The 21,618-nt window shown below is 74.0% G+C and carries 20 protein-coding genes; 4 read left to right on the forward strand and 16 right to left on the reverse strand.

Annotated elements, in window-relative coordinates; all coding sequences use genetic code 11:
• The 4 genes from hemL to hemB all read right to left on the reverse strand — a co-directional run bounded on the left by hemL (position 1) and on the right by hemB (position 3,909).
• Positions 1 to 1,299, reverse strand: coding sequence for a glutamate-1-semialdehyde 2,1-aminomutase (gene hemL / locus JWP64_RS02695; protein ID WP_297491974.1), 1,299 nt, complete (start codon positions 1,297 to 1,299; stop codon positions 1 to 3).
• A 71-nt stretch (positions 1,300 to 1,370) separates the two neighbouring features.
• Positions 1,371 to 2,261 carry a hypothetical protein gene (locus JWP64_RS02700; RefSeq protein WP_297491857.1) on the reverse strand — a complete coding sequence of 297 codons (891 nt, stop codon included), beginning with the start codon at positions 2,259 to 2,261 and terminating at the stop codon, positions 1,371 to 1,373.
• Between the two features lie 41 nt (positions 2,262 to 2,302).
• The gene (locus JWP64_RS02705) at positions 2,303 to 2,848 is read right to left on the reverse strand and encodes a DUF4282 domain-containing protein (RefSeq protein ID WP_297491860.1); all 546 of its coding nucleotides are present in this window, start codon (positions 2,846 to 2,848) and stop codon (positions 2,303 to 2,305) included.
• A gap of 86 nt (positions 2,849 to 2,934) precedes the next feature.
• A complete protein-coding gene (hemB, locus tag JWP64_RS02710) occupies positions 2,935 to 3,909 on the reverse strand; it encodes a porphobilinogen synthase (RefSeq protein ID WP_297491862.1) in 975 nt (324 codons plus the stop codon).
• An 88-nt stretch (positions 3,910 to 3,997) separates the two neighbouring features.
• Between hemB and JWP64_RS02715 the strand changes: the two genes are divergently transcribed.
• Positions 3,998 to 4,762: a hypothetical protein gene (locus tag JWP64_RS02715; RefSeq protein ID WP_297491864.1), complete on the forward strand. Its 765-nt coding sequence runs from the start codon at positions 3,998 to 4,000 to the stop codon at positions 4,760 to 4,762.
• 168 nt (positions 4,763 to 4,930) lie between these two features.
• Here JWP64_RS02715 and JWP64_RS02720 read toward each other — a convergent pair whose 3' ends face one another.
• From JWP64_RS02720 to JWP64_RS02755, 8 genes are all read right to left on the reverse strand, one after another.
• A complete protein-coding gene (locus JWP64_RS02720; RefSeq protein ID WP_297491866.1) occupies positions 4,931 to 6,472 on the reverse strand; it encodes a uroporphyrinogen-III synthase in 1,542 nt (513 codons plus the stop codon).
• The gene (hemC, locus tag JWP64_RS02725; protein WP_297491868.1) at positions 6,469 to 7,458 is read right to left on the reverse strand and encodes a hydroxymethylbilane synthase; all 990 of its coding nucleotides are present in this window, start codon (positions 7,456 to 7,458) and stop codon (positions 6,469 to 6,471) included. The genes JWP64_RS02720 and hemC overlap by 4 nt, the downstream gene beginning before the upstream one ends.
• Positions 7,455 to 8,846, reverse strand: coding sequence for a glutamyl-tRNA reductase (locus JWP64_RS02730; RefSeq protein ID WP_297491870.1), 1,392 nt, complete (start codon positions 8,844 to 8,846; stop codon positions 7,455 to 7,457). Before JWP64_RS02730 ends, hemC begins: the two co-directional genes overlap by 4 nt.
• Positions 8,843 to 9,664 carry a redox-sensing transcriptional repressor Rex gene (locus JWP64_RS02735; RefSeq protein WP_297491975.1) on the reverse strand — a complete coding sequence of 274 codons (822 nt, stop codon included), beginning with the start codon at positions 9,662 to 9,664 and terminating at the stop codon, positions 8,843 to 8,845. The genes JWP64_RS02730 and JWP64_RS02735 overlap by 4 nt, the downstream gene beginning before the upstream one ends.
• Positions 9,665 to 10,066: 402 nt before the next feature.
• Entirely contained in the window at positions 10,067 to 10,738 is a 672-nt protein-coding gene (locus tag JWP64_RS02740; protein WP_297491872.1) for a fasciclin domain-containing protein, read from the reverse strand.
• A gap of 177 nt (positions 10,739 to 10,915) precedes the next feature.
• The gene (locus tag JWP64_RS02745; protein WP_297491875.1) at positions 10,916 to 12,499 is read right to left on the reverse strand and encodes a molybdopterin-dependent oxidoreductase; all 1,584 of its coding nucleotides are present in this window, start codon (positions 12,497 to 12,499) and stop codon (positions 10,916 to 10,918) included.
• A gap of 94 nt (positions 12,500 to 12,593) precedes the next feature.
• Entirely contained in the window at positions 12,594 to 12,830 is a 237-nt protein-coding gene (locus JWP64_RS02750) for a glutaredoxin family protein (RefSeq protein ID WP_297491877.1), read from the reverse strand.
• Positions 12,831 to 12,834: 4 nt separating this feature from the next.
• The gene (locus JWP64_RS02755) at positions 12,835 to 14,409 is read right to left on the reverse strand and encodes an AMP-binding protein (protein ID WP_297491879.1); all 1,575 of its coding nucleotides are present in this window, start codon (positions 14,407 to 14,409) and stop codon (positions 12,835 to 12,837) included.
• Between the two features lie 803 nt (positions 14,410 to 15,212).
• Between JWP64_RS02755 and JWP64_RS02760 the strand changes: the two genes are divergently transcribed.
• The 3 genes from JWP64_RS02760 (at position 15,213) to JWP64_RS02770 (ending at position 18,552) form a co-directional block, all read left to right on the forward strand.
• Positions 15,213 to 15,776, forward strand: coding sequence for a sigma-70 family RNA polymerase sigma factor (locus tag JWP64_RS02760; protein ID WP_297491976.1), 564 nt, complete (start codon positions 15,213 to 15,215; stop codon positions 15,774 to 15,776).
• 193 nt (positions 15,777 to 15,969) lie between these two features.
• Entirely contained in the window at positions 15,970 to 17,403 is a 1,434-nt protein-coding gene (locus JWP64_RS02765; protein ID WP_297491881.1) for a DUF5667 domain-containing protein, read from the forward strand.
• Between the two features lie 276 nt (positions 17,404 to 17,679).
• Positions 17,680 to 18,552 carry an HAD-IB family hydrolase gene (locus JWP64_RS02770; protein ID WP_297491978.1) on the forward strand — a complete coding sequence of 291 codons (873 nt, stop codon included), beginning with the start codon at positions 17,680 to 17,682 and terminating at the stop codon, positions 18,550 to 18,552.
• A 59-nt stretch (positions 18,553 to 18,611) separates the two neighbouring features.
• Here JWP64_RS02770 and JWP64_RS02775 read toward each other — a convergent pair whose 3' ends face one another.
• The 4 genes from JWP64_RS02775 to JWP64_RS02790 all read right to left on the reverse strand — a co-directional run bounded on the left by JWP64_RS02775 (position 18,612) and on the right by JWP64_RS02790 (position 21,502).
• Positions 18,612 to 19,628 carry a lysophospholipid acyltransferase family protein gene (locus JWP64_RS02775; protein ID WP_297491883.1) on the reverse strand — a complete coding sequence of 339 codons (1,017 nt, stop codon included), beginning with the start codon at positions 19,626 to 19,628 and terminating at the stop codon, positions 18,612 to 18,614.
• 107 nt (positions 19,629 to 19,735) lie between these two features.
• Entirely contained in the window at positions 19,736 to 20,815 is a 1,080-nt protein-coding gene (locus JWP64_RS02780; RefSeq protein ID WP_297491885.1) for an NAD-dependent epimerase/dehydratase family protein, read from the reverse strand.
• Positions 20,816 to 20,964: 149 nt separating this feature from the next.
• On the reverse strand, positions 20,965 to 21,066 hold the full coding sequence (locus JWP64_RS02785; protein ID WP_010241351.1) for an AURKAIP1/COX24 domain-containing protein: 102 nt from the start codon (positions 21,064 to 21,066) through the stop codon (positions 20,965 to 20,967).
• Between the two features lie 184 nt (positions 21,067 to 21,250).
• Entirely contained in the window at positions 21,251 to 21,502 is a 252-nt protein-coding gene (locus tag JWP64_RS02790) for a helix-turn-helix domain-containing protein (protein ID WP_297491888.1), read from the reverse strand.
• Positions 21,503 to 21,618: the final 116 nt, after the last annotated feature.

Raw genomic sequence — 21,618 nt, forward strand, 5'->3', positions numbered from 1 at the left:
TCACGGGGCCACCGCCGAGGCGGCCGCGCGGGCGGCGCCCGGCAGCGCCTTCTCGATCACGGCGAACGCGTCGTCGTCCAGCGCCGCGGAGACGAACCAGGCCTCGAACGCGCTCGGCGGGCCGTAGACGCCCGCCTCGAGCAGGGCGTGGAAGAACGGCGGGAAACGCCAGGTCTGGGCGGCGCGGGCGCCGTCGTAGTCGTGCACCTCGTCCTCGGTGAAGAAGATCGAGAACATGTTCCCGGCCGTCTGCACGCGGTGCGGCACCCCGGCCGCGCTCAGCGCGTCACCGAAGAGACCGACGAGCCGGGCGGCGTTCGCGTCGAGCTTCGCGTAGACGTCCGCGTCCGCGGCGCGCAGGGTGGCGAGCCCGGCGGCGACGGCGACGGGGTTCCCCGAGAGCGTCCCGGCCTGGTAGACCGGCCCCACCGGCGCGAGGTAGGACATCAGCTCGGCGGAGCCGCCGAAGGCGGCGGCGGGCAGCCCGCCGGACATGACCTTGCCGAACGTGTAGAGGTCCCCGGCGACGCCGTCGAGGCCGTACCAGCCGGCGGGCGAGACCCGGAACCCGGTCATGACCTCGTCCATCACCAGCAGGGCACCGTGCTCACGGGTGATCTCGCGCAGGCCCGCGTTGAAGCCCGGGAGCGGCGCGACGGCGCCCATGTTCCCGGCGGCGGCCTCGGTGATCACGCAGGCGATCTCGCTGCCGCGCTCGGCGAAGACGGCACGCACCGCGGCCAGGTCGTTGTAGGGGACGACGACGGTGTCCGCGGCCTGCGCGCCCGTCACACCGGGGCTGGTGGGCAGGCCCAGCGTCGCGAGGCCGGAGCCGGCCTGGACGAGCAGCGCGTCGACGTGACCGTGGTAGCAGCCGGCGAACTTGACGACCACCTTCCGCCCGGTGATGCCCCGGGCCAGCCGGATCGCGCTCATCGTGGCCTCGGTGCCGGAGTTGACCAGCCGCACCTGCTCCACCGGCGCGACCCGGCGGATGATCTCCTCCGCGAGGTCCAGCTCGGCGGCCGTCGGCGCGCCGAAGGACAGCCCGCTCGCCGCGGCCGTCTGCACCGCCTCGACGACGGCCGGGTGCGCGTGGCCCAGGATCATCGGGCCCCACGACGAGATGAGGTCGACGTAGCGGATCCCGTCGGCGTCGGTGAGCCAGGGGCCCTTCGCGGAGACTATGAAGCGCGGGGTGCCGCCGACCGAGCTGAAGGCCCGGACCGGCGAGTTGACCCCGCCCGGGATGAGCTCGGTCGCGCGCGCGAACAGCTGAGCGGACTTCTCTGGCGTGATCGGGGCACTCACACCCGCCAGTCTTACAGCCGCGGCGGGTTCCGGCCCGTGCGGTCCCCGTGACGCGTGCGTCAGCGGCGGGCCCGGGCGCGGCGGGAGGCGAACCAGGCCGACGCCGGTGGGGTCCGCATGAGCAGCACGCCCGCGATCCCGAGCACCACCGGCGCGAGCACGACGGCGAGCGCCGACGGGTCCCCCAGCACCCCGGGCAGGTTCAGCAGCATGATCACCGAGAACACCGCCGTCAGCACCGTCGCGGTGACCCGGGCCCAGTTCCGGCCGATGAACGCGACCACGGCGAGGACGATGTAGACGAGCGCGAGCAACGCGATGAACGCGAGCAGCACCCGGACCGCCTGGACGAGCTGCTCGAACGTCAGCGTGGACTGCGCGAGCAGCCCGTCCAGGCCGATCTCGGGCGGGAACATGTCGCGGGTCAGCGGGACGGTCATCCCGGCGATGCCGAGGATCAGGAACGGCAGCGCCGCGAGGATCATCAGGACCATCCCCAGGGCGACCGACGCCGGCCGGCGCGGCGCCTCGGGCTCGGCGACCATGCCCGCGGGGGGCGGGGACCAGCCGCCGTAGACGTCCGTGCCGCCGTACCCCGCCTGCTGCGGGGGCGCGTACGGCTGGGGGTAGGGCTGCTGCGGCGCGCCGTACCAGCCGCCCGCCTGGGGGCCGTAGGGGTTCTGCGGGTACTGCGGGTAGTGGCCGGTCGAGGGGCCCGACGAGTTGTAGGGCACGTTCCAGCCGGGCGGGGGGCCTGACTGCGCGGGCCGGGGGTACTCCGGCGGTGCGTCCGGCACCGGGGCGGTCTGCTCCGCGGTGGGCTGCTCCGGGGTCGGCGCACCCTCGTCCCGGCTCCCGGACGACCCGGTCGCGGCCGTCGACCCGTCCCGGGGCCCGTCGGGCCCACCCTCGGGGGTCGGACGGTCCTGGGGTTCCGACGGCGTGCTCACGGCGCCACCGTAGGACCCGGGCCGTCGGGGTGTCCACGCGGTCAAGGGCGGCGGTGCACGTCCTCGGACATCCGCACGATCGCGTAGTAGAGCTCGAGGGTCACGCGGAGCAGCACGAGGTAGAAGAACGCTGCCAGACCGCCCAGCAGCAGGGCGGCGACACCGACCGCCGGGCTCCGGGCGAAGCCGACGATCACGGCGCCCACCCAGCCGAGCGCGAGCACGATGATCCCGACGATGTAGACGACCTTCACCACCACCGGCGTCGCGAACGTGGTGAAGCTGAAGTCGAACAGGGCGGAGAAGAAGCCGCGGGCCTCCCCCTGCGGGCCCGCGACCGGCGGGGCGCCGTACGGGCTCTGCGGGGGATACCCGGCCTGCGCGTAACCGGCCTGGGGGTAACCGGCCTGGGGATAGCTGCCCTGGCCGTACTCGCCCTGGCCGTAGCCCTCAGGGGGTCCGTAGCCGCCCGGGGCGGCCTGACCGTAGCCGGGTGCCTGGCCGTGACCGCCCTCGTACGGCGGCGGCTGCTGCGCCCCGCCGTCCCAGCCCTGGCCGCTTCCACCGGATGACGGGTCGTGGCTCATCGGACGCTTTCCCCTCGGTCACCGGCCTCCGCCGCGGAGACCCTCGGATCAGGGGCGCAGCCTAGTGCGTGGCCGCCGCCACCGGATCAGTCCAGCCCGGGAGCGACCTCGGCGGCCCAATAGGTGAGCAGGAAGTCCGCGCCCGCGCGACGCAGCGAGGTGAGCGTCTCGTGGATCGCCCGCTCGCGCTCGATCCAGCCGTTCGCGGCGGCGGCCTCGAGCATCGCGTACTCGCCGGACACCTGGTAGGCGGCGACCGGGACGTCCGCGGTCTCGGCGACGGTCCGCAGCACGTCCAGGTAGGGCAGCGCGGGCTTGACCATGACCATGTCCGCGCCCTCCTCGAGGTCCAGCGCGAGCTCGCGCAGCGCCTCGCGCAGGTTCGCGCCGTCCTGCTGGTAGGTCTTGCGGTCGCCCTTGAGCTGGGACTGCACGGCCTCGCGGAACGGCCCGTAGAAGGCCGAGGAGTACTTCGCGGTGTAGGCGAGGATCCCGGTGTCCAGGTGCCCGGCGGCGTCGAGCGCCGCCCGGATCACGCCGACCTGGCCGTCCATCATGCCGCTGGGGGCGACGACGTGCGCCCCCGCCTCGGCCTGCGCGACACCCATCGCGGCGTAGATCTCCAGCGTGGCGTCGTTGTCCACCGCGCCGTCGGCGTCGAGCACGCCGCAGTGGCCGTGGTCGGTGAACTCGTCCAGGCACAGGTCCGACATCAGGACGGTGGCGTCCCCGACCTCCGCGCGGACGTCCCGCAGTGCGACGTTGAGGATCCCGTCCGGGTCGACGGCACCCGAGCCCGTCGCGTCGTGCTTCTCCGGGACGCCGAACAGCATCAGCCCGCCGACGCCCGCCGCCACCGCCTCGGCCGCGGCCTTGCGCAGCGAGTCCCGGGTGTGCTGCACGACCCCCGGCATCGAGGAGATGGGCACCGGCTCCGCGGCGCCCTCCTTGACGAACAGGGGCAGGATCAGGTGGCGGGGCCGCAGGTCGGTCTCGGCCACCAGCCGGCGCAGCGCCGGGGTGGAACGCAGCCGGCGCGGACGTTGGACGGGGAAGGCCATCGCTCCAGGGTACGACCGGGCGTCGACCTGCCGGCGCCGACGTGGGCCCGGGAGCGGGGCTGCTCACCCGATACGGCATCCTGCGTGCGTGACAAAGCCGGGACGCACCGTCATCGCCCTCCTTCTCGATCGATCCAGTTCCCTGAAGCCGGTCCGCGACGACGTGCGCGCCGGGGTCACGGACCTCCTCGCCGCCCATCGCGACCAGGACGGCGAGCTGCTCGTCAGCGTCGTCCGCACGGGCCGGAGGTTCACCGCCCCCAAGCCGGCCGCGGACGTCCGCGCGCCGCGCCTGCACGGCGGCGGCACCGCCGCGGTCCGGGACGCCCTCGGCGGCCTCGCCGCGGACCTCGGCGCCACGCTGGCCGCCATGCCGGAGGAGGAGCGGCCCGCCCGCATCCTCGTGCTCACCGTCCGCGGCACCGCGGACGAGGGCAGCGCCACGTGGGGTCCGGACGAGCTCCGGGACCTCGTCGCCACCCAGGAGCGCGACTACGCCTGGGAGTTCGTCACCGTCACCATCGGGCACCACGCCGGCCTGGCCCCGTGGGGTGCCGGGCACCGCAGCATCGGCGCCGCGCCGACGTCGGAGGGCGTGCGCGCGGGCCTCGCGGCGGCGTCGGCGTACCTGGCCCGGGCGCGGCAGACCGGCCCGTGGGAGCCGGTCGAGGGGATCTCCGAGGCGGAGCGGATCGCGGCGTACCCGCCGGAGCTGCACGCCAGCGAGGCGCGGACCGAGATGATCCCCGTCGTCACGGCCGAGGCCCTGGCGAAGGCGGACGCGGAGCAGGCCGCCGAGACCGCCCGCCGGCGCTGGTGGAACCTGCTCCGCCCGGCGACCGCCAGCTCCTGACCCGCTGCTGCGCGCCCGACCGCCAGGCCGGTCGCCGCACCGGTGCCTGAGTGGCTCAAGCGGCGCAGGGTGGTGCTTGAGCCACTCAAGCGCCGGGGCCGGTCGGCCGCCACCCGCACACGAGAAGGGGCCGCTCCCCGAGGGGAGCGGCCCTTTTCGTGCTCAGGCTCAGCGGCGGCGGGCCTTGGCCTTCTTCGGGGGCGGCAGGGCGCCCTCCGCGCGCAGCCGCGAGGCGTGCGCGGCCAGGGCGTCGACCAGGGCCGGGACCCGGGCGTCGTCCGGCTGGACGTCCACCCGCAGGCCGAACTCCCGCGCCGTCTCGGCCGTCGCCGGGCCGATGCAGGCGACGAGCGTGCGGGCGTGCGGCTTGCCCGCGATGCCGACCAGGTTCCGCACCGTCGACGACGAGGTGAAGCAGACCGCGTCGAACCCGCCGGTCTTGATCGCCTCGCGGATCGGGGCGGGCGGCGGCGCGGCGCGGACGGTCCGGTAGGCCGTCACGTCGTCGATCTCCCAACCGCGCTCGGTCAGGCCGGCGGCGAGGGTCTCGGTGGCGATGTCCGCCCGCGGCAGCAGGACACGGTCCACCGGGTCCAGGATGTCGTCGTGCGGCGGGAAGATCTCCAGCAGCCCCTCGGACGACGAGGTCTGGGACTCCTCCACGTCCGGCACCAGCTCGGGCACGATGCCGAAGGCGCGCACCTTCTCGGCGGTCGCGGTCCCGACGCAGGCGATCTTCACCCCGGAGAACGCACGGGCGTCCAGGCCGAACTCGGCGAACTTCTCCCACACCGCGCGCACGGCGTTGGTGGAGGTGAAGACGACCCACTGGTAGCGGCCGTCGACGAGGCCCTTGACGGCCCGCTCCATCTGGGTGGGCGAGCGGGGCGGCTCGACCGCGATGGTCGGGACCTCCTCCGGGATCGCCCCGTGCATGCGCAGCCGGTCGCTCATCACGCCCGCCTGGTCCTTGGTGCGCGGCACCAGGACCCGCCAGCCGTAGAGCGCCCGGGACTCCCACCACGACAGGTCCGCGCGACGGGCGACCTCCTCGCCGACGGTCAGCACGAGCGGGCCCTCGAGGTCCCCGGCGGCCGACGGCATCGACGCGAGCGTCGTCGCCACGGTCTTCTGGGTGGACTCGGTGCCGTGCGCGGTAACCGCGACCGGGGTGTCCGACGGGCGGCCGTGCTCGGTCAGCGATGTCGCGACCTCGGCGAGGTGCGCGGCGGCGGCGTGCAGCACCAGGGTGCCCGGCGCGACGGCCAGCTTCGCCCAGTCCAGGCCCGCCCGGACGTCCGCCTCGATGTGCCCGGATCCCAGCGGGACACCGGCGTAGGCCGGCACCGCGGTGCCGGCCGGAACGCCCGGGACCACGTCGAAGGCAACACCCTCGGCGGCGACGGCCTGCGCCTCGGCCACCACGGCGTCGACGGTCAGCGGGTCACCGGAGACCAGCCGGACCACCGCGCGCCCCGTGCGGGCCTCGGTGAGCAGGTCCCCCGCCACGTCGGCGGGCTGGCCCACGGCGGGCCTGACCTCGGCGCCCTCGGCCACCAGGCCGAGGATCGCGTCGGGCACGTCCGGGTCGGTGATCACGAGCGGCGCCCCGGCGAGCGCCTCGCGAGCGCGCACGGTCAGCAGCCCGGGATCGCCGGGGCCACTGCCCACGAACGCGATCCGGCCGGGGGTGGACGTTGCCTGGCTCATTGTTGAACTCCCGATCCAGCGATTCTCTCGGCGCCCGGCCCCTGCACGTTCGGCAGGTCGTCGGCGCCCATGTCGAGCAGCTCGAGGGCGAGCGCGGCCCCGAGCTGCTCGGCGTTGTCCATGTCTGCGGTACCGGAGGCGCGCAGCAGCGCCCCCGTGGTCGTGCCGATGATCGCGCGGAGGGACAGCCGGTCGACGATGACGTCGTTCCCGGCTGCGTCCTCCACGTAGTCCGAGACGACGTCCGCGAGCGCACCGATGGGTGCGCTGCAGCCCGCCTCGAGTGTGGCCAGCACGGAACGCTCGGCGGTGACCGCCGCGCGCGTGGCCGCGTCGTCCAGCGACGCGGCGAGGAAGCGGGCGAGCTCCTCGTCGCCGGCCCGGCACTCGATCGCGAGTGCACCCTGGGCGGGAGCGGGGAGCATCTGCAGCGGGTCGAGCAGCTCGCTCGCCTCGTCGACGCGGCCCAGCCTGCGCAGCCCGGCCGCGGCGACGACCACCGCGTCCAGCTCGCCGGACCGCACCTTCCCGATCCGGGTGTCGACGTTGCCCCGGATCGGCACGATCTCGAACCCCAGCCCCAGCGCGGCGAGCTGGGCCGAGCGCCGGGGCGACCCGGTCCCGATCCGCGAGCCGGCGCCGAGCTCACCGAGCACGCGGCCGTCGCGGGCGACGAGCGCGTCCCGGGGGTCCTCCCGGACCGGCACCGCGACGAGCGTGAGCCGCGGGTCCGGTTTGGTGGGCAGATCCTTGTAGGAGTGCACGGCGACGTCCACCTCGCCGGCGACGAGCGCCTCACGCAGGGCGGACACGAACACCCCGACGCCCAGCTCGGCGATCGGCGCGAGCGAGCGGTCCCCGGTGGTGCTGACGTTCACCAGCTCGGCGGGGCGCCCGGCGGCAATGATCCGCTCGGCGATCATCCCGGACTGGGCGACGGCGAGCGCGCTCGGCCGGGTGCCGACGCGCAGCGGTGTGACGCTCATCGGCCTCGCTCCAGGGTCTGCGCGGGCGGCTCGAGCGGCGCCTCGAGCGCGCGGGCGACGTCCGCGCCGGTGAGCTGCTCGGCGGTGCCGGCGACCGCGGCGGGCTTGGTCGGGTCCAGCTCGAACAGGGTGCGCAGCGCCGCGGCGTAGCTGTCCCCGTCGGGTCCCTCCGCGAGGCGCTTCACCTGCACGGTCGGCGTGTGCAGCAGCTTGTCCACCACGCGGCGGACGGTGCGCCCGAACTCCTCGCGCACGCCGTCCTCGAGGTCAGGGAGGCGCGAGGTCAGGCGCAGCAGCTCCGCGTCGACGACCTCGGAGGCGCGCCGGCGCAGCGCGGTGACGGTGGGGGTGACCTCGGCCGAGCGCTGCGCGGCGAGGTAGCTCTGGGCCTCCTCCGCGACGAGCTCGCGGGCCGACGCGACGGACCGGCCGACGCCGGCGTCGCCACCGAGGCGGCGCTGCAGCGCGATCAGGTCCACGACGGTGACGCCCTCGACCCCGGCGATCGCCGGGTCGACGTCCCGGGGCAGCCCCAGGTCGCAGACCACCAGCGGGCGTCCGGCGCGGCCGGTCATCGCCGCCTCGACGGGCGCGAGCTCGACCACGGTGCCGATGGCCCCGGTGCAGGTGACCATCAGATCCGCCTGCGCGAGCTCGGTCTCCAGGTCCTCGAGGAGCCCGGCGCGGGCGGGGGTGCCCTGCTCGGCGGTCTTCTCGGCGAGCCGCTCGGCCCGCTCCGCGGACCGGTTCAGCACGATGATCTCGGCGGCGCCGGCGCGGCGCAGGTGAGCCGCGGCGAGCGCGCCCATGGCCCCCGCGCCGACGATGACGGCCCGCGTGCCGGAGAGGTCCTGCCCGAGACCCGCGGCCGCGTCGGCCAGCGCCTCGGAGACGACGGAGGCCCCTGCGGCGTCGATCCCGGTGCTCGCGTGCACCCGCTTGCCGACGCGCAGCGCCTGCTGGGCCAGCTCGTGCAGCACCCGGCCGACGGAACCGACCTCGTCGGCCGTGGCGTACGCCGTGCGCAGCTGGCCCAGGATCTGGGACTCGCCGACGACCATCGAGTCCAGCCCGGCCGCCACGGAGAACAGGTGCTGCACCGCGGAGCTCGCGTAGTGCACGAAGAGGTGCTCGGTCAGCTCACCGAGCTCGAGGCCGGAGTGCCGGCCGAGCACCGAGGAGACGTCCGCCAGCCCGCCGTGGAACGCGTCCACGACCGCGTAGATCTCGATCCGGTTGCACGTCGAGAGCAGCACGGCTTCGCTGACGTGGGGGCAGCGCAGCATCTCGTCGAGGAGCTTGGGCACGTCGTCGGACGAGACCGCGGCCCGCTCCAGCACCTCGACGGGAGCGCTGCGATGGGAGAGCCCTACGACAAGGACGCTCATCGAGGAAACACCGCCGATCCGTTTGCACCGGTCACAACCTGGGGAACGGTTGCGACGCCCTCTTTGATACGCGTGCCCGTGACGGCCTGCCTCGGGGGAATCCCCTGTTCGGCCCCGGTCACACCCCCGACGGCCTCCGCACTGCGCCGCGCGACGTGGAACGCGAGGACCTGCAGCTCGACGGCAAGGTCCACCTTGCGCACCTCGACCTCGGCCGGGACCTGCAGGAACAACGGGGCGAAGTTCAGGATGGAGCGCACACCGGCCTGCACCAGGAGGTCGCAGACGCCCTGGGCGCCCTGGGCCGGGGTCGCAATCATGCCGATGGTCACACCGCGCTCCGTGCAGATGCGCGGGATGTCCCGGGCGTGCTCGACGAGGATCCCGTTGATGTGGATGCCCACCAGGTCCGGGTCCACGTCGAACAGGGCGCGGACCGGGAAGCCGCGGCCGCCGAAGCCGCCGTAACCGGCCAGCGCGTGGCCCAGGTTCCCGACGCCGACGAGCGCGACCGCCTGCGGGTGGTCCAGCCCGAGCACGCGCTCGAGCTCGTGCTGCAGGGCCGTCACCTCGTAGCCGACGCCGCGGATGCCGTAGGTGCCGATGTAGGAGAGGTCCTTGCGCAGCTTCGCCGAGTTGACGCCGCTGGCCGCGGAGAGCTCCTCGCTGGACACCGTCTCGGCGCCCTCCGCGGCGAGCTCGCCGAGGGCGCGGAGATACACGGCGAGGCGGGCGACGGTGGCCTCGGGAATGGACCGGGAGCCCCGCGCGGGGTCCGCTCCCGGGTCGCCACCCGGGGAGTCGGCCTGCGGCGGCAACGTCACGCTGGCGTCTCCTCGGGCATCGGCACGGTACTTCTGGCAGGACTGTTCTCAGACCACTGACCGGCGGGTTCTTCCGATCGATGGTCGGCCGGCGGGGTCCCGGCTCCCGTGAGAGGAGCACTGACCGGATGGGCAGGGGCCGCATCGGCAACGGCTCCACACGGTAGCCGCTCGTGAAGTCGTGCACAAAGTTGCGATCTTGCTCGACGACGTGCTGAGACCCCGGGTCCGCCCGGACGACCGGTGATCGCCTCCCTGATGCCGCTCGTCGTCGGGACGTGGTGCAGGACACGCGGCGGGCCGCCCCGGACAGCAGGACTCCCGGCGACCGTGCGGTCGCCGGGAGTCCGGGGTCTGCCTTGCCGACACAGAGCGCCCGCGGGCGGGGCGCCGGGATCAGCTGGCGGGCATGAGCACCGAGTCGATCGCGAAGACCGTCGCGTTCGAGGTCGGGATGTTGCCGCAGACCACGTTCGCGGCCTGGCCGTTGCCACCGGTCAGGGTGATCGCGTCACCGCTGCCGCCGACCTTGACCGTGCCACCCGCGAGCTCGGTGGTGGTGCCGGCCGCGAGCAGGCCGTCCTTGTCGTAGCGGGTGCCCGACACGTGGTACGAGAGCAGCGCGCCCAGCTTGGCCTGGTCGTTGAGGACCGAGTTCAGCGTGTCCGCGGGGATCTTCTCGAACGCGATGTTGACGGGGGCGTAGACGGTCAGCGCCGGCGCCGCGTTCAGGGTGTCCGCGAGGCCGGGGACCTTGCCGACGGCGGTGACCAGGGTGGTCAGCAGCGGGTTGGTCGACGCGGCGGTCGCCACCGGCTGCGGGCCCATCGCGTCGAGCGAGCCGGGCTCGCCGCCCTGGGGGAGCGCGGAGCAGGACGGGCCGAAGACGTCCGCCGCGGTGGTGACGCCGGTGCTGGCGGCCGCTGCCGAAGCCGGGGCGGACATGGTGGCCGGGGCGCCGGTCGACGGGGCGGCGGTGGACGGCTGCTCGCTGTTGCTGCAGGCGCCGAGGGTGACGACCAGGGCCGCCGTCGCGCCGAGGGTGGCGAGTCGCTGAGTCTTACGCACGGTGTTCCTCCTACAAGCCGGTCCGGATTGTTCCGGGCCTGTCACATGGATGTTCGATATCGCGCCGAACCCGGTTCAGAAGATTCGGTAACGTTCGGATCACAGTGACGGAAATGCTTGTCCACTGTGGAGCAGACTGGAACGTTCGCCCCGACGGGTGGACCGGTTCGGGCTCTTCTAGGCGACGGTGAAGATCGTCGCCGGCCAGCCGCTGGCGCCGTCCGGAACGGGGTCCGCCCGCTGCTCGGTCTGGGTGTCGCCATCCGCGTCGGTGGCCCGCACCTGCACGGTGTGGCTCCCGGCGGCGAGGTCCAAGCGCGTCTTCCACATCCGCCAGGTGTCACCGCCGACCTCCGTGGCCAGCTCGGCCGGCCGCCAAGGGCCGCCGTCCGTCCTGACCTCGACCTTGCTGATCCCGCGCGGCTGGGACCACGCGATGCCCGCGACGTCGACGGGCCCTGCCGGCACCGAGGAGAAGCCCTTCGGCATGTCGATGCGGGCCTCGGTCTTGATCGGCGCCCGCTCCGCCCAGCCGCGCTGCAGCCAGTAGCTCTGCTTGTCCCGGCCGAAGGTCGTCACCTCCATGTCCACGATCCACTTGGTCGCGGACACGTAGCCGTAGAGGCCGGGCACGATCATCCGCACCGGGAAACCGTGCTCGGGCGGCAGCGCCTCGCCGTTCATCCCGATCGCCAGCATCGCGCCGCGGCCCTGCTCGAGCACGACGTCGGTCGGCGTGCCGGCCGTCCAGCCGTCGGCGCTGGTGCAGAACACCTGGTCCGCGCCCTGCTGCACGCCCGCCTCGAGCAGGATGTCCCGCAGGTCGGCCCCGACGAAGTTCGCCGTGGAGATCAGGTCGCCGCCGACGGGGTTCGAGACGCAGGTCATCGTGACGGTGCGCTCGACGAGCGGGCGGCGCATCAGGTCGTCGAAGGTCAGGGTGATCTCGCGGTCGACCATGCCGTGGATGCGCAGCCGCCAGTCCGCCGCGCGCAGCTGGGGGATCCGCAGGGCCACGTCGATCCGGTAGAAGTCCGCGTTCGACGTCAGGAAGCGGGTCGTGCCGGGCACGGCGGAGGCGAAGTCCACGCCCGCCGGGATCGCCGGCGCGGGGGTGGTGGAGCCCGCGAGCATGCGGGTGACCGTCGCGCGGGACTCCTCCGCGCCGCGGCCGAGCAGCAGGCCCCCGCCGCCGGAGGCCAGAGCGCCGAGACCGACCGCGGCGGACGAGCCGATCAGCACCTTGCGCCGGGAGACCCCGGTGCCCGCCGTCCGCTCGTCCGCCGCGTCGAGTGCGAGGCGGTGCAGCCACCGGAACGAGACGACGCCGGCGAGCAGCGACGCGAGCGGCGCCACCAGGTCCAGTGGCGCGAACGACGGGGCGAACGCGACGGCCGCGAAGCCGGCGACGCCCAGGACGGTGACCACGGCGACACCCGGGCGCCGGCTGCGGCGCGACGCGATGCCGGCCGCCGCGGCCACCAGCAGGATCACCACGGCCATGCCGCCGAGCAGGATCGGCTTGTCCGCGGTCCCGAAGGTCGCCTTCGCGAACTCGGTGACCGGCTCCGGCGAGTAGCGGATGACCGTGTCGCCGACCGCGAGATAGGGCGAGGACGACGGGGAGACGACCCCCGCGACGAGGCTCCCCGCGCCGAGCGCGGCCCCGACGGCCAGTACGCCGATCAGCGCGGCGAGAGGCCACGGGATGACCCGGGACCGGGGCGTGGGTGCCGCCTCGGGGGCGACTGCTGTGCTCACGACCGTGCTTTCGGCGCCCGGGCCCCAGCGGTTCGGCGCCTCATCGCAGGCGCCTCATGTCAGGCACTTCATTTCGGGCCTCATCTCGGGCGCCTCACGTCAGGGCCGAACGGAACCGCTTCTCCTCCACCCGCCAGAACCCGTGCTCCCGGCCGTCGATCAGGATCACCGGGACCCGGTCCCCGTACTCGGCGCGCAGCTCGCCGTCGGCGTCCACGTCCGTGGCCTCCCACGGGACGCCCAGCTCACCGCAGATCCGGCTCACCTCGGCCTCGGCGGTCTCGCACAGATGGCAGCCGACCCGCGTCAGCACGGTCACCGAATGACTCATCGTCCTAAACCTCCGCGAGGGTGCGGCGGGCGATCTTGCCCGTCGGGGTGCGCGGCAGCTCGTCGACGAACGCGACCGTCGTCGGCCGCTTGAAGCGGGCCAGCCGCAGCGCGCAGTGCTCGACCACCTGTTCCTCGGTGAGGTCCGAGCCGGGCGTGCGGACGATGACCGCCTTCACCGCCGCACCCGTCCGGTCGTCCGGGATGCCGATGACCGCGGCCTCGGCCACCTCCGCCAGCTCGGCGAGCACCTGCTCGACCTCGCGTGGGTAGACGTTGAAGCCGTTGACGATCACCAGGTCCGACGTGCGGTCGACGAGGTGCAGGTCCCCGTTCCCGTCCAGGTAGCCGACGTCCGCGGTGCGGAACCAGCCGTCGGCGTCCGGGCCGCCCTCGCCGTCGGGCCAGTAGCCGGAGAACAGGCTGGGCCCGCGCAGGGCGACGAGGCCGGTGTCGTCCGCGGGATCGGTGTAGACGTCCGCCACGTCCCCCTCCTCGCCCTCGTCCTCGTCGTTCCGGGAGTCCGTGAGGGGGCGCCCTTCGGCGTCGACGAGACGCAGCTCGACGCCCGGGAGCGGCCGTCCGACGGAGCCGGGGCGGGCCGCGCCGCCGACCTGGTTGCTCGTGACGACCGGCCCGGCCTCGCTGAGCCCGTAACCCTCGACGATGTCCAGCCCCGTGGCGTCGTGGAACGCGGCGAACCACTTCGGCGGCAGCGGCGCCCCGCCCGAGGTGCAGATGCGGACGCCGGCGAACCCGGCCCGCAGCTGCTCCGCGGGCACGTCGAGCAGCGCGCGGTACATCGACGGGACGCCGGCGATCGCGCTGACCCGCTGCCTGACCAGCAGATCCGGCATCGTGTCGGCGTCGAAGCGCTCGGTGAGCACGACCGTGGCACCGGCCCAGGAGACCTGCAGCAGCCCGGCGGCGAGGCCGAACACGTGGAACAGCGGCAGGGCCAGCAGGACCCGGTCCGTCGGGGTGACCGGGGAGGGGCGCAGCGAGGCGAGCTGCGCACGGTTCGCGAGCAGCGCCCGGTGGGAGAGACGGACACCTCGCGGACGGCCCGTGGTGCCGGACGTGTAGACAAGGAGCGCGATGGCCTCCCCACCGTCCCCGCTCGCTTCCCGAGCACCGTCGGCGCTCCCCGCCCGCGGACCCGTGGCCGCCGCCCCTTCACCCGAGGGAGGCGGCGGGAGCACCTGCGCGCCCACGCCGGCGGCCGCCACGGCGCTCTCCCCCGCTCCGGCGACCACCACCCGGGGGGTGGCGTCACCCAGGATGATCTCCAGCTCGCGCGCCACCGCGCCCGGTCCGATCGGGACCACGACGGCACCGGCCCGCAGCGCACCGAACACGGCGACGCCGAAGGCCTCGCCGTTGGGCAGCAGGACGGCCACCCGGTCGCCCGGGGTGACCCCCGCGGCCCGCAGCCGCTCCGCCTCGATGCCGGCCGCCGCGTGCAGGTCCGCCCAGGTCAGCGTGGTGCCGCGGGTGACGTCGACCAGTGCGGGATGCTCCGGCCCGTTCGCCGCGGCCCGCTCGACCAGCGCGTACACGTGCGTGAGGCCCTGCGGCACGCGACCTTCTCCGTCTCGTGGGCCTTCTCCTGGCACGGCACTCGCTCCTCGGGATACGACACGGCAGGCGCGGCCGCCGGTGACGGCCGATCCGACGAGTGTCGCAGAGACTCCGCGTGCGACGAGCGGGCGCAGGTGCGGACCGCCCGTACGGGTCGACCCCCGAGCGGTCGGGCAGCCACGCCGACAGCACGTCCCGGGACGACGGACGGCTCGACACGCCGTCACGGACGGACACGCTGCGCCACCACGACGTTCACCGCGCGTAGTCTCCCGCTCACCGGATCCTCCCGGCGGCGAGCGGCGCGGCGCGTCGGGGGGCTCCGTCCCGGACCTATGCTCCGCCGCTACGACCGGATCAACGCACGACCGTCCGGATCGGCACGAGACCTCACCCAAGGGAGTGGCATGCAGCCTGTTGCCAGCGCTCGGCGGGCTCACCCGCGGGGCCCTGTCCGACTCCGGGCACGCAGGGCTTCATGACCCGCCCGATGCGCCCCCGGCTCCGCGCCGACGCCGGCTGGCACGCCGACGCCGCGGTGCGGCCGACTCCCCCCACGAGGACGCCTGTGGCACCACTGACCCAAGCTCCCCCGACCCAGCCCTCCCCGCCCGGGCAGCGACCGACGACACCCCATCGGCCGGCCGCACAGACGCCCCCGGCCCAGTCGCCCGTGCACGGTGAGCGCTACGACGCCGTCCCGCAGGCGGACGCACCGCTCGCCCCCGGGGCCGGTCCGGCGGACCGCTCCGCCCCGGTGCCGCAGCAGCGCCCCGTGACGCCCTCCGCCGAGGAGCACCCGGTGGAGCCGTCGCCCGAGGAGGGCGGCACCTGGACGCTGGTCAAGCGCTGCCAGGCCGGCGACCTCGCCGCGTTCAGCGAGCTGTACGAGAAGTACCACGAGGTCGTCTACCGCTACGTGCTCTTCCGCATGGGGGACCGCACGCTCGCCGAGGACCTCACCCAGGAGACGTTCGTCCGGGCCCTGCGCCGGATCGGCTCGGTCAGCTACCAGGGCCGCGACATCGGTGCGTGGTTCGTCACCATCGCCCGAAACCTGATCTTCGACCACGTGAAGTCCAGCCGCTACCGGCTGGAGTCCACGACGTCGGAGATCGTGGACTACTCCCCCACCACGCACGGCCCCGAGCAGCAGGTGCTGGAGAACGCCACCAACGACGAGCTCCGCATCGCGATCGCGAAGCTGAACCCCGACCAGCAGGAATGCATCCAGATGCGGTTCCTACAAGGCCTGTCCGTGGCCGAGACGGCCGAGCGGATGCAGCGCAACGAGGGTGCGGTCAAGGCCCTGCAGCACCGCGCCGTCCGCCGGCTCGCCACCCTGCTCCCCGATGGTGTGCGATGAGTGCGCGCTATATCGGCCATTGTGGCCGTGTCGTTACGGGTGCGACGAACGAACAACTCGAAGCGGTGAACGGTCCCTACGCCGTAACCGACGACCGCCTGGCTCGTTGTGTGGGTGAACGTCGAAGCAGTGCGGGGTCCCGACCGGGCTCGGCGCTGACGAACAGTGCAGGGATGCAGTGAGGACGGCCAACATGCCCGCGGGACGGGGCGACGACGAGGAACGGTACGAGGCGTACGGGACACCTCCCGGCGCCGACGCCGCGGAGGAGCTCGCACACGAGCTCGCGCTGGCGGCTGCGCTCGACCGCAGCCGCTCCTCCCTGTCGCCGGACCGGCAAGCCTCGGTCCGGATGAAGCAGCGGTTGTTCGCGGCGCTCGCCGAGGAGGGCTTCGGCCCCGGCGGCGGCGTCGACACGATGGCTCCGCCGGCGGCACCGCCGCCCGGACCGACCGAGACGACCGTGGAGATGGCCTCCGTGGCCGGTCCGCGGCCGGACGGCGGGACAGGCGGCACGGACGCCCCGACGACCGTGGCAGGCGTGTCGGTCGGCGCGGGTGGTACCCGCACCCTCACGAGCGCCGGCGCCGGTACGGACGTGCCGCGGGGGCGCAAGCCCCGCCACGTCCTCCCGTCGGACCACCCGGACCAGCCGAACCGCCCCGGCGGTGCCCGCGGCTCGCGCCGGCCCGGCGGCCGCCCGAGCCTGCGCAAGCGGGTCGCGCTGGTCAGCGGGGCCGCCCTGCTGGCGCTCGTCGCCATCGCAGGCGGTGGCGCACTGGTCGCCCGCAACGCCCTGCCCGGAGATGCGCTGTACGCCATGAAGCGCGCCTCGGAGTCCACCGGCACCGTCTTCACCTTCAGTGACGACGCGCTCGGCCACCGCCACCTCGACCTCGCCGCGACCCGGCTGGGCGAGATCAACCGGATGGTCGCCGACGGTTCCCCGGACGCGGCGCTCGTCGGCGCGGCGCTCGGGCAGTTCCGCGACTCCGCCACCGCCGGGTCCGTGACCCTGCTCGGCGACGGCGCACCGACCAGCACCGAGCTGGGGGACCTGCGCACCTGGACGACCGAGCAGGCGGCCGTGATGCGGGGGATGTCCCCGTCGCTGCCCGCCGCGAACCGTTCGGACATCGAGCAGTCCTACGCGCTGCTCAACGCGATGAACCAGCGCGCCGAGGCGCTGCGGGCCCGCACGGGCTGCAGCGAGGTCGTCGCGGGCGCCGACGAGCTGGGGGCGGTCCCGGCCTCCGCGTCCTGTGTCCCGACGTCGGCGACCGTCGCCGACCAGAGCGGCGAGTCGGAGCAGCAGCCCCGGCCGACGACGACCCAGTCGTCGCAGGCCGGGACGACGACCACCCAGGACGGGACCGGCACCACGGCCCCCGAGGGCACGACGACCACGCCGCCCACGGGCACCACGACCGAGGAGCAGGGCGATCTGCTCGACGTCCTGCCCGGCGACGGCCGGCTCGGCGTCGACGGGGCGGCCGGGAGTGCCGAGACAGCCGCGCCGGACGCCGCCGAGGGCTCCGCGGACCCGACGACCAGCGGCACGGCCACGCCGCCGCTGCTGCCGCCGATCACCCTGCCCCCGCTGCTGCCCGGCCTGCTGGGCGGTTGATCCACTCGCACCACGGTGCACCTCTGCACGGCCCGGACGGCACTCTCCTCGTGAGGGTGCCGTTCGTCCGTTCGGGAGGCCCTCGACAAGTAGTCTGTCGGGTGTTCGTCGTCCGTCGTTCCGGAAGGCTCCCAGGTGGTTGGACAAGGTGACCCGCGCCCAGGCGACGGGGACACGGGGCTCGACGGGAAGGGACCCGGCCTGACCGGGGACGGGACGCCGCTCGGGATGGGCGGCCGGGCCGAGGTGGCCGGCGTGGCCGAGTCCGGTGACGTCATGGACAAGGTCACCGCGCTGGACCCCGCGGTCCGCGCCGGGGAGGCCGCCGCCGCCGCGGCCGTCGCCGCGGGCGAGACCCCGGTGGCGTCGGACGCCCCGCCGACGGACCTCACGGCCGCCGCGTTCTTCGACGTGGACAACACGATGATGGTCGGCGCGTCGATCTTCCACTTCGCCCGCGGTCTGGCCGCGCGCAAGTTCTTCACCACCTCGGACATGGCCGGATTCGCCTGGCAGCAGATCAAGTTCCGGATCGGCGGCCGGGAGGACAAGACCGGGATCGCCGGGCACCGGGACACCGCGCTGTCGTTCGTCGCGGGCCGGCCGGTCGAGGAGGTCGTCACCCTCGGCGAGGAGATCTACGACGAGCTGATGGCGGACCGGATCTGGACCGGCACCCGCGCGCTCGCCCAGATGCATCTCGACGCCGGGCAGCGGGTCTGGCTGGTCACGGCCACCCCGGTGGAGCTCGCCCTGATCATCGCGCGCCGCCTCGGGCTCACCGGGGCCCTGGGCACCGTCGCGGAGAGCGTCGACGGACACTACACGGGCCGGCTCGTCGGGGAGATCCTGCACGGCCCGGCCAAGGCGCACGCCGTGCGCGCGCTGGCCGCCACCGAGGGGCTGGACCTACGGCGCTGCGCCGCCTACTCGGACTCGGTGAACGACGTGCCGATGCTCTCGGCCGTCGGTACCGCGGTCGCGGTCAACCCGGACTCGGAGCTGCGGGACGTCGCGAAGTCCCACGGGTGGCAGATCCGGGACTTCCGGACGGGCCGCAGGGCCGCCCGGATCGGCGTCCCGTCCGTACTGGGCGCCGGGGCCGTCGCGGGCGCCGTGGCGGCGGGCGTCGCGTACAAGCGCCGCTGACGCGGCCCGTGCGCGGATAACGTTGTTCCAGCGACGTTTTTCCGCGCACGGACCCCCGGTCAGCCGAGGAAGACGTTCCTGCGCTGGCTCAGCAGCCGGTAGAGGGTGTGCTGGATGGTCTCGCGCACCTGGTCCGTCAGGTTGAACACCAGCATCGGGTCGTCGGCGTCCGCGGGGTCGTGCTGGTCCGTGCGGATCGGCTCGCCGAACTCGATGTACCACTTCGACGGCAACGGGATCGCCCCGAGCGGGCCGAGCAGCGGGAACAGCGGCGTGACCGGGAAGTACGGCGCCCCGATCAGCCGGGCCAGCGGCGCGATGTCCCCGATCTTCGGGTAGGTCTCCTCCGCCCCGACGATCGAGCACGGGATGATCGGCACACCGGTCCGCAGCGCCGCCGACACGAAGCCACCCCGGCCGAAGCGCTGCAGCTTGTAGCGGTCCCGGAACGGCTTCCCGATGCCCTTGAAGCCCTCCGGGTAGACGCCGACGAGCTCGCCGGAGTCCATCAGCCGCTCGGCGTCCGGCATGCAGGCGAGCGTGGCGCCGTTCTTGCGGGCCAGCTCCCCCACGATCGGGAGCTTGAACATCAGGTCGGCGCCGAGGAGACGCAGCTGGCGGTGCCGGGGATGGTCGTCGTGCAGGGCGACGGTGGTCATCAACGCGTCCAGCGGCAGGGTGCCCGAGTGGTTGGCGACGATCAGCGCGCCGCCGGCGTCCGGGACGTTGTGCATGCCGATCGTCTCGACCCGGAACCACTTGCGGTACAGCGGGCGGACCGCCGGTAGCAGCACCGAGTCCGCGAGGTCGCGGTCGTAGCCGAACTCGTCGACCGTGTAGTCGCCGGACAGGCGGCGCCGGGCGAAGGTCAGGAGCTGCTCGAGCCCCACCTCCCAGGCGGCGGGGTCCGGAGCCGACTCGGGTTCGGGCTCCCGCACCGCCGACGGGTGGGTGATCGGTTCCGCCGGCGGCCCGGAGCTCCGGTTCCGCCGCGCCCCGCTCCCCGCGCCCAGCTTCCAGCGCGTCCGTGACCCGTTCTCGTCAGCGTGCAGCGGGATGACCCGTGCTTCCGGCACGCCGACCCCCTCTCGCCGAAGAACCTCGTGCGTTCGTGCTCACCGTCACGAACTGCCGTCTCTACGTGACCACGGCGACGCCGTCAACCGCCCCGCGCCGAGCGGCCTCAATGCAGCAACCGGGCCAGGGACAGCACACCCCGCTCCGCCGAGGCGAGCCGCTCCGCCCCGAGGACCGGGCGCAGTGCCCGGCCCCGAACGTAGTCGTCGAAGGCCTGGGCCGTGGTCCACCGCGGGGCGAAGCCGAAGTCCTCCTTCAGCCGGGCAGTGTCGACGACCCGGCCGAAGTTGAGGAAGCGCATCTGCTCCGGCGAGAAGTCCACGACCCGGGCGCCACGCAGGATCCGCCCGACCGGTCCCACCGCGGCGCTGGGGACGCCGACGGCGATCTTCCCGGCGCGCCGGATGGCCTGGGAGAGCAACAGCACGCCGTCCGCAGCGACGTTGTAGACGCCCGGGAGCTCCTGGGTGGCCGCGCGCTCGAGCACGGCGAGGCCGTCCTCCTCGTGCAGCAGCTGCACGCGGGCGTCGTAGCCGAGCACCGTCGGGATCACCGGGAGCATGAAGTAGCCGGTGAGCACGGTGTCGATGCGCGGGCCGATGAAGTTGGAGAACCGCAGCACCGTGACCGAGACGTCGGGCCGGCGCCGGCCGAAGCCGCGCAGGTAGCCCTCGATCTCCGCGGCGTCCTTGGCGTAGCCGCCGGACGGGAGCTCCTTGGGCGTCATGGCCTCGTCGAACAGGGCCGGGTCCCGGGGGCTGGAGCCGTAGACGGCCGTCGTGGACTTGAGGACCACGCGGCGGACCGACGGGGCCTTCTGGCACGCGGCGAGGAGCTGCATCGTGCCGATGACGTTCATCTCCTTCATCGCCGTCCGCCCGCCGGAGGAGCCCGGGGTGGAGGAGAGCGACGCGTGCACCACGGTGTCCACCGAGGCGCCGGAGATGACCTTGGCGATGAGCGGGTTGCGGATGTCCGCGCGGACGAACTCGGCGCGGCCCATCCGGCGCAGCAGGTCCCGGGGCGGCGGCACGGTGTCCACGCCCAGCACCCGGTCGATGTCCGGGTCCGCGGCGAGCCGCGCGGCGAGGTTGCCCCCGAGGAACTTGCTCACCCCGGTGACGAGCACGACCGACGGCTTCGTCCCGGGCGGGGAGGTCCGGCCGTTCGTCCGTGAGCTGGCCATCAGGGTCCGGGCCTTCCTGCTGCGTCGCGGTGGGGACGAGGTGGTCCGCCGACACCGAACCCCCGGGTCGCACGGGGCGATCCGGGGGTCGGGGCTTGTACCGGCGACGACCGGCCCTGGTCGTTCATCGGGCCGGCGCCGCCGTCACGTCACTTGCCGAGCTTGCGACGCTGCACGCGGGTCTTGCGAAGGAGCTTGCGGTGCTTCTTCTTCGACATCCGCTTGCGGCGCTTCTTGATGACTGAGCCCATGCGTCAGGCCCTCCCTGCTCTGTTGCGTCACGTGTGGTGCGTTACGGGTGTCCCGTCCGAGCCCGCGGCCACACGAGAGGACCGGAGACCGCGCGGACATCGCGCGCACGCACGCGCGGACGGCGAGACGATGACCGACCTGGGATCCTACCCGCCGGGGTCCGAGACTGCGCAGCCCGGGCGGTCAGCCCGCGTCGAAGTAGGCGCTGCGCAGGTAGTCCTCGACCGCGCGCTTCGGAACCCGGAAGGACCGGCCCACCCGCGCAGCCGGGAGCTCCCCGCCGTGGACGAGCCGGTACACGGTCATCTTCGAGACCCGCATCATGGCGGCGACCTCGGCGACGGTCAGGAACTGCACCGCGCCCAGGCCTATCTGGTCGGGCCTGCCCAACGGCTGTTCGGGCGTGCCCTGCTGTTCGGGCGTTCCGGAGGCCATCCGAACACCGCCTTCCTCGACTCCGCCGAGCCGTCCGGGGTGGCGTCCCCGGGCGGGTTCAGGCGTGTGAGACGTGAGTCTAGCGGGACCGGTGTGACGACTTCGACAGGCTCACC

The organism is Pseudonocardia sp., assembly GCF_025465255.1.
Classification (GTDB): Bacteria; Actinomycetota; Actinomycetes; order Mycobacteriales; family Pseudonocardiaceae; genus Pseudonocardia.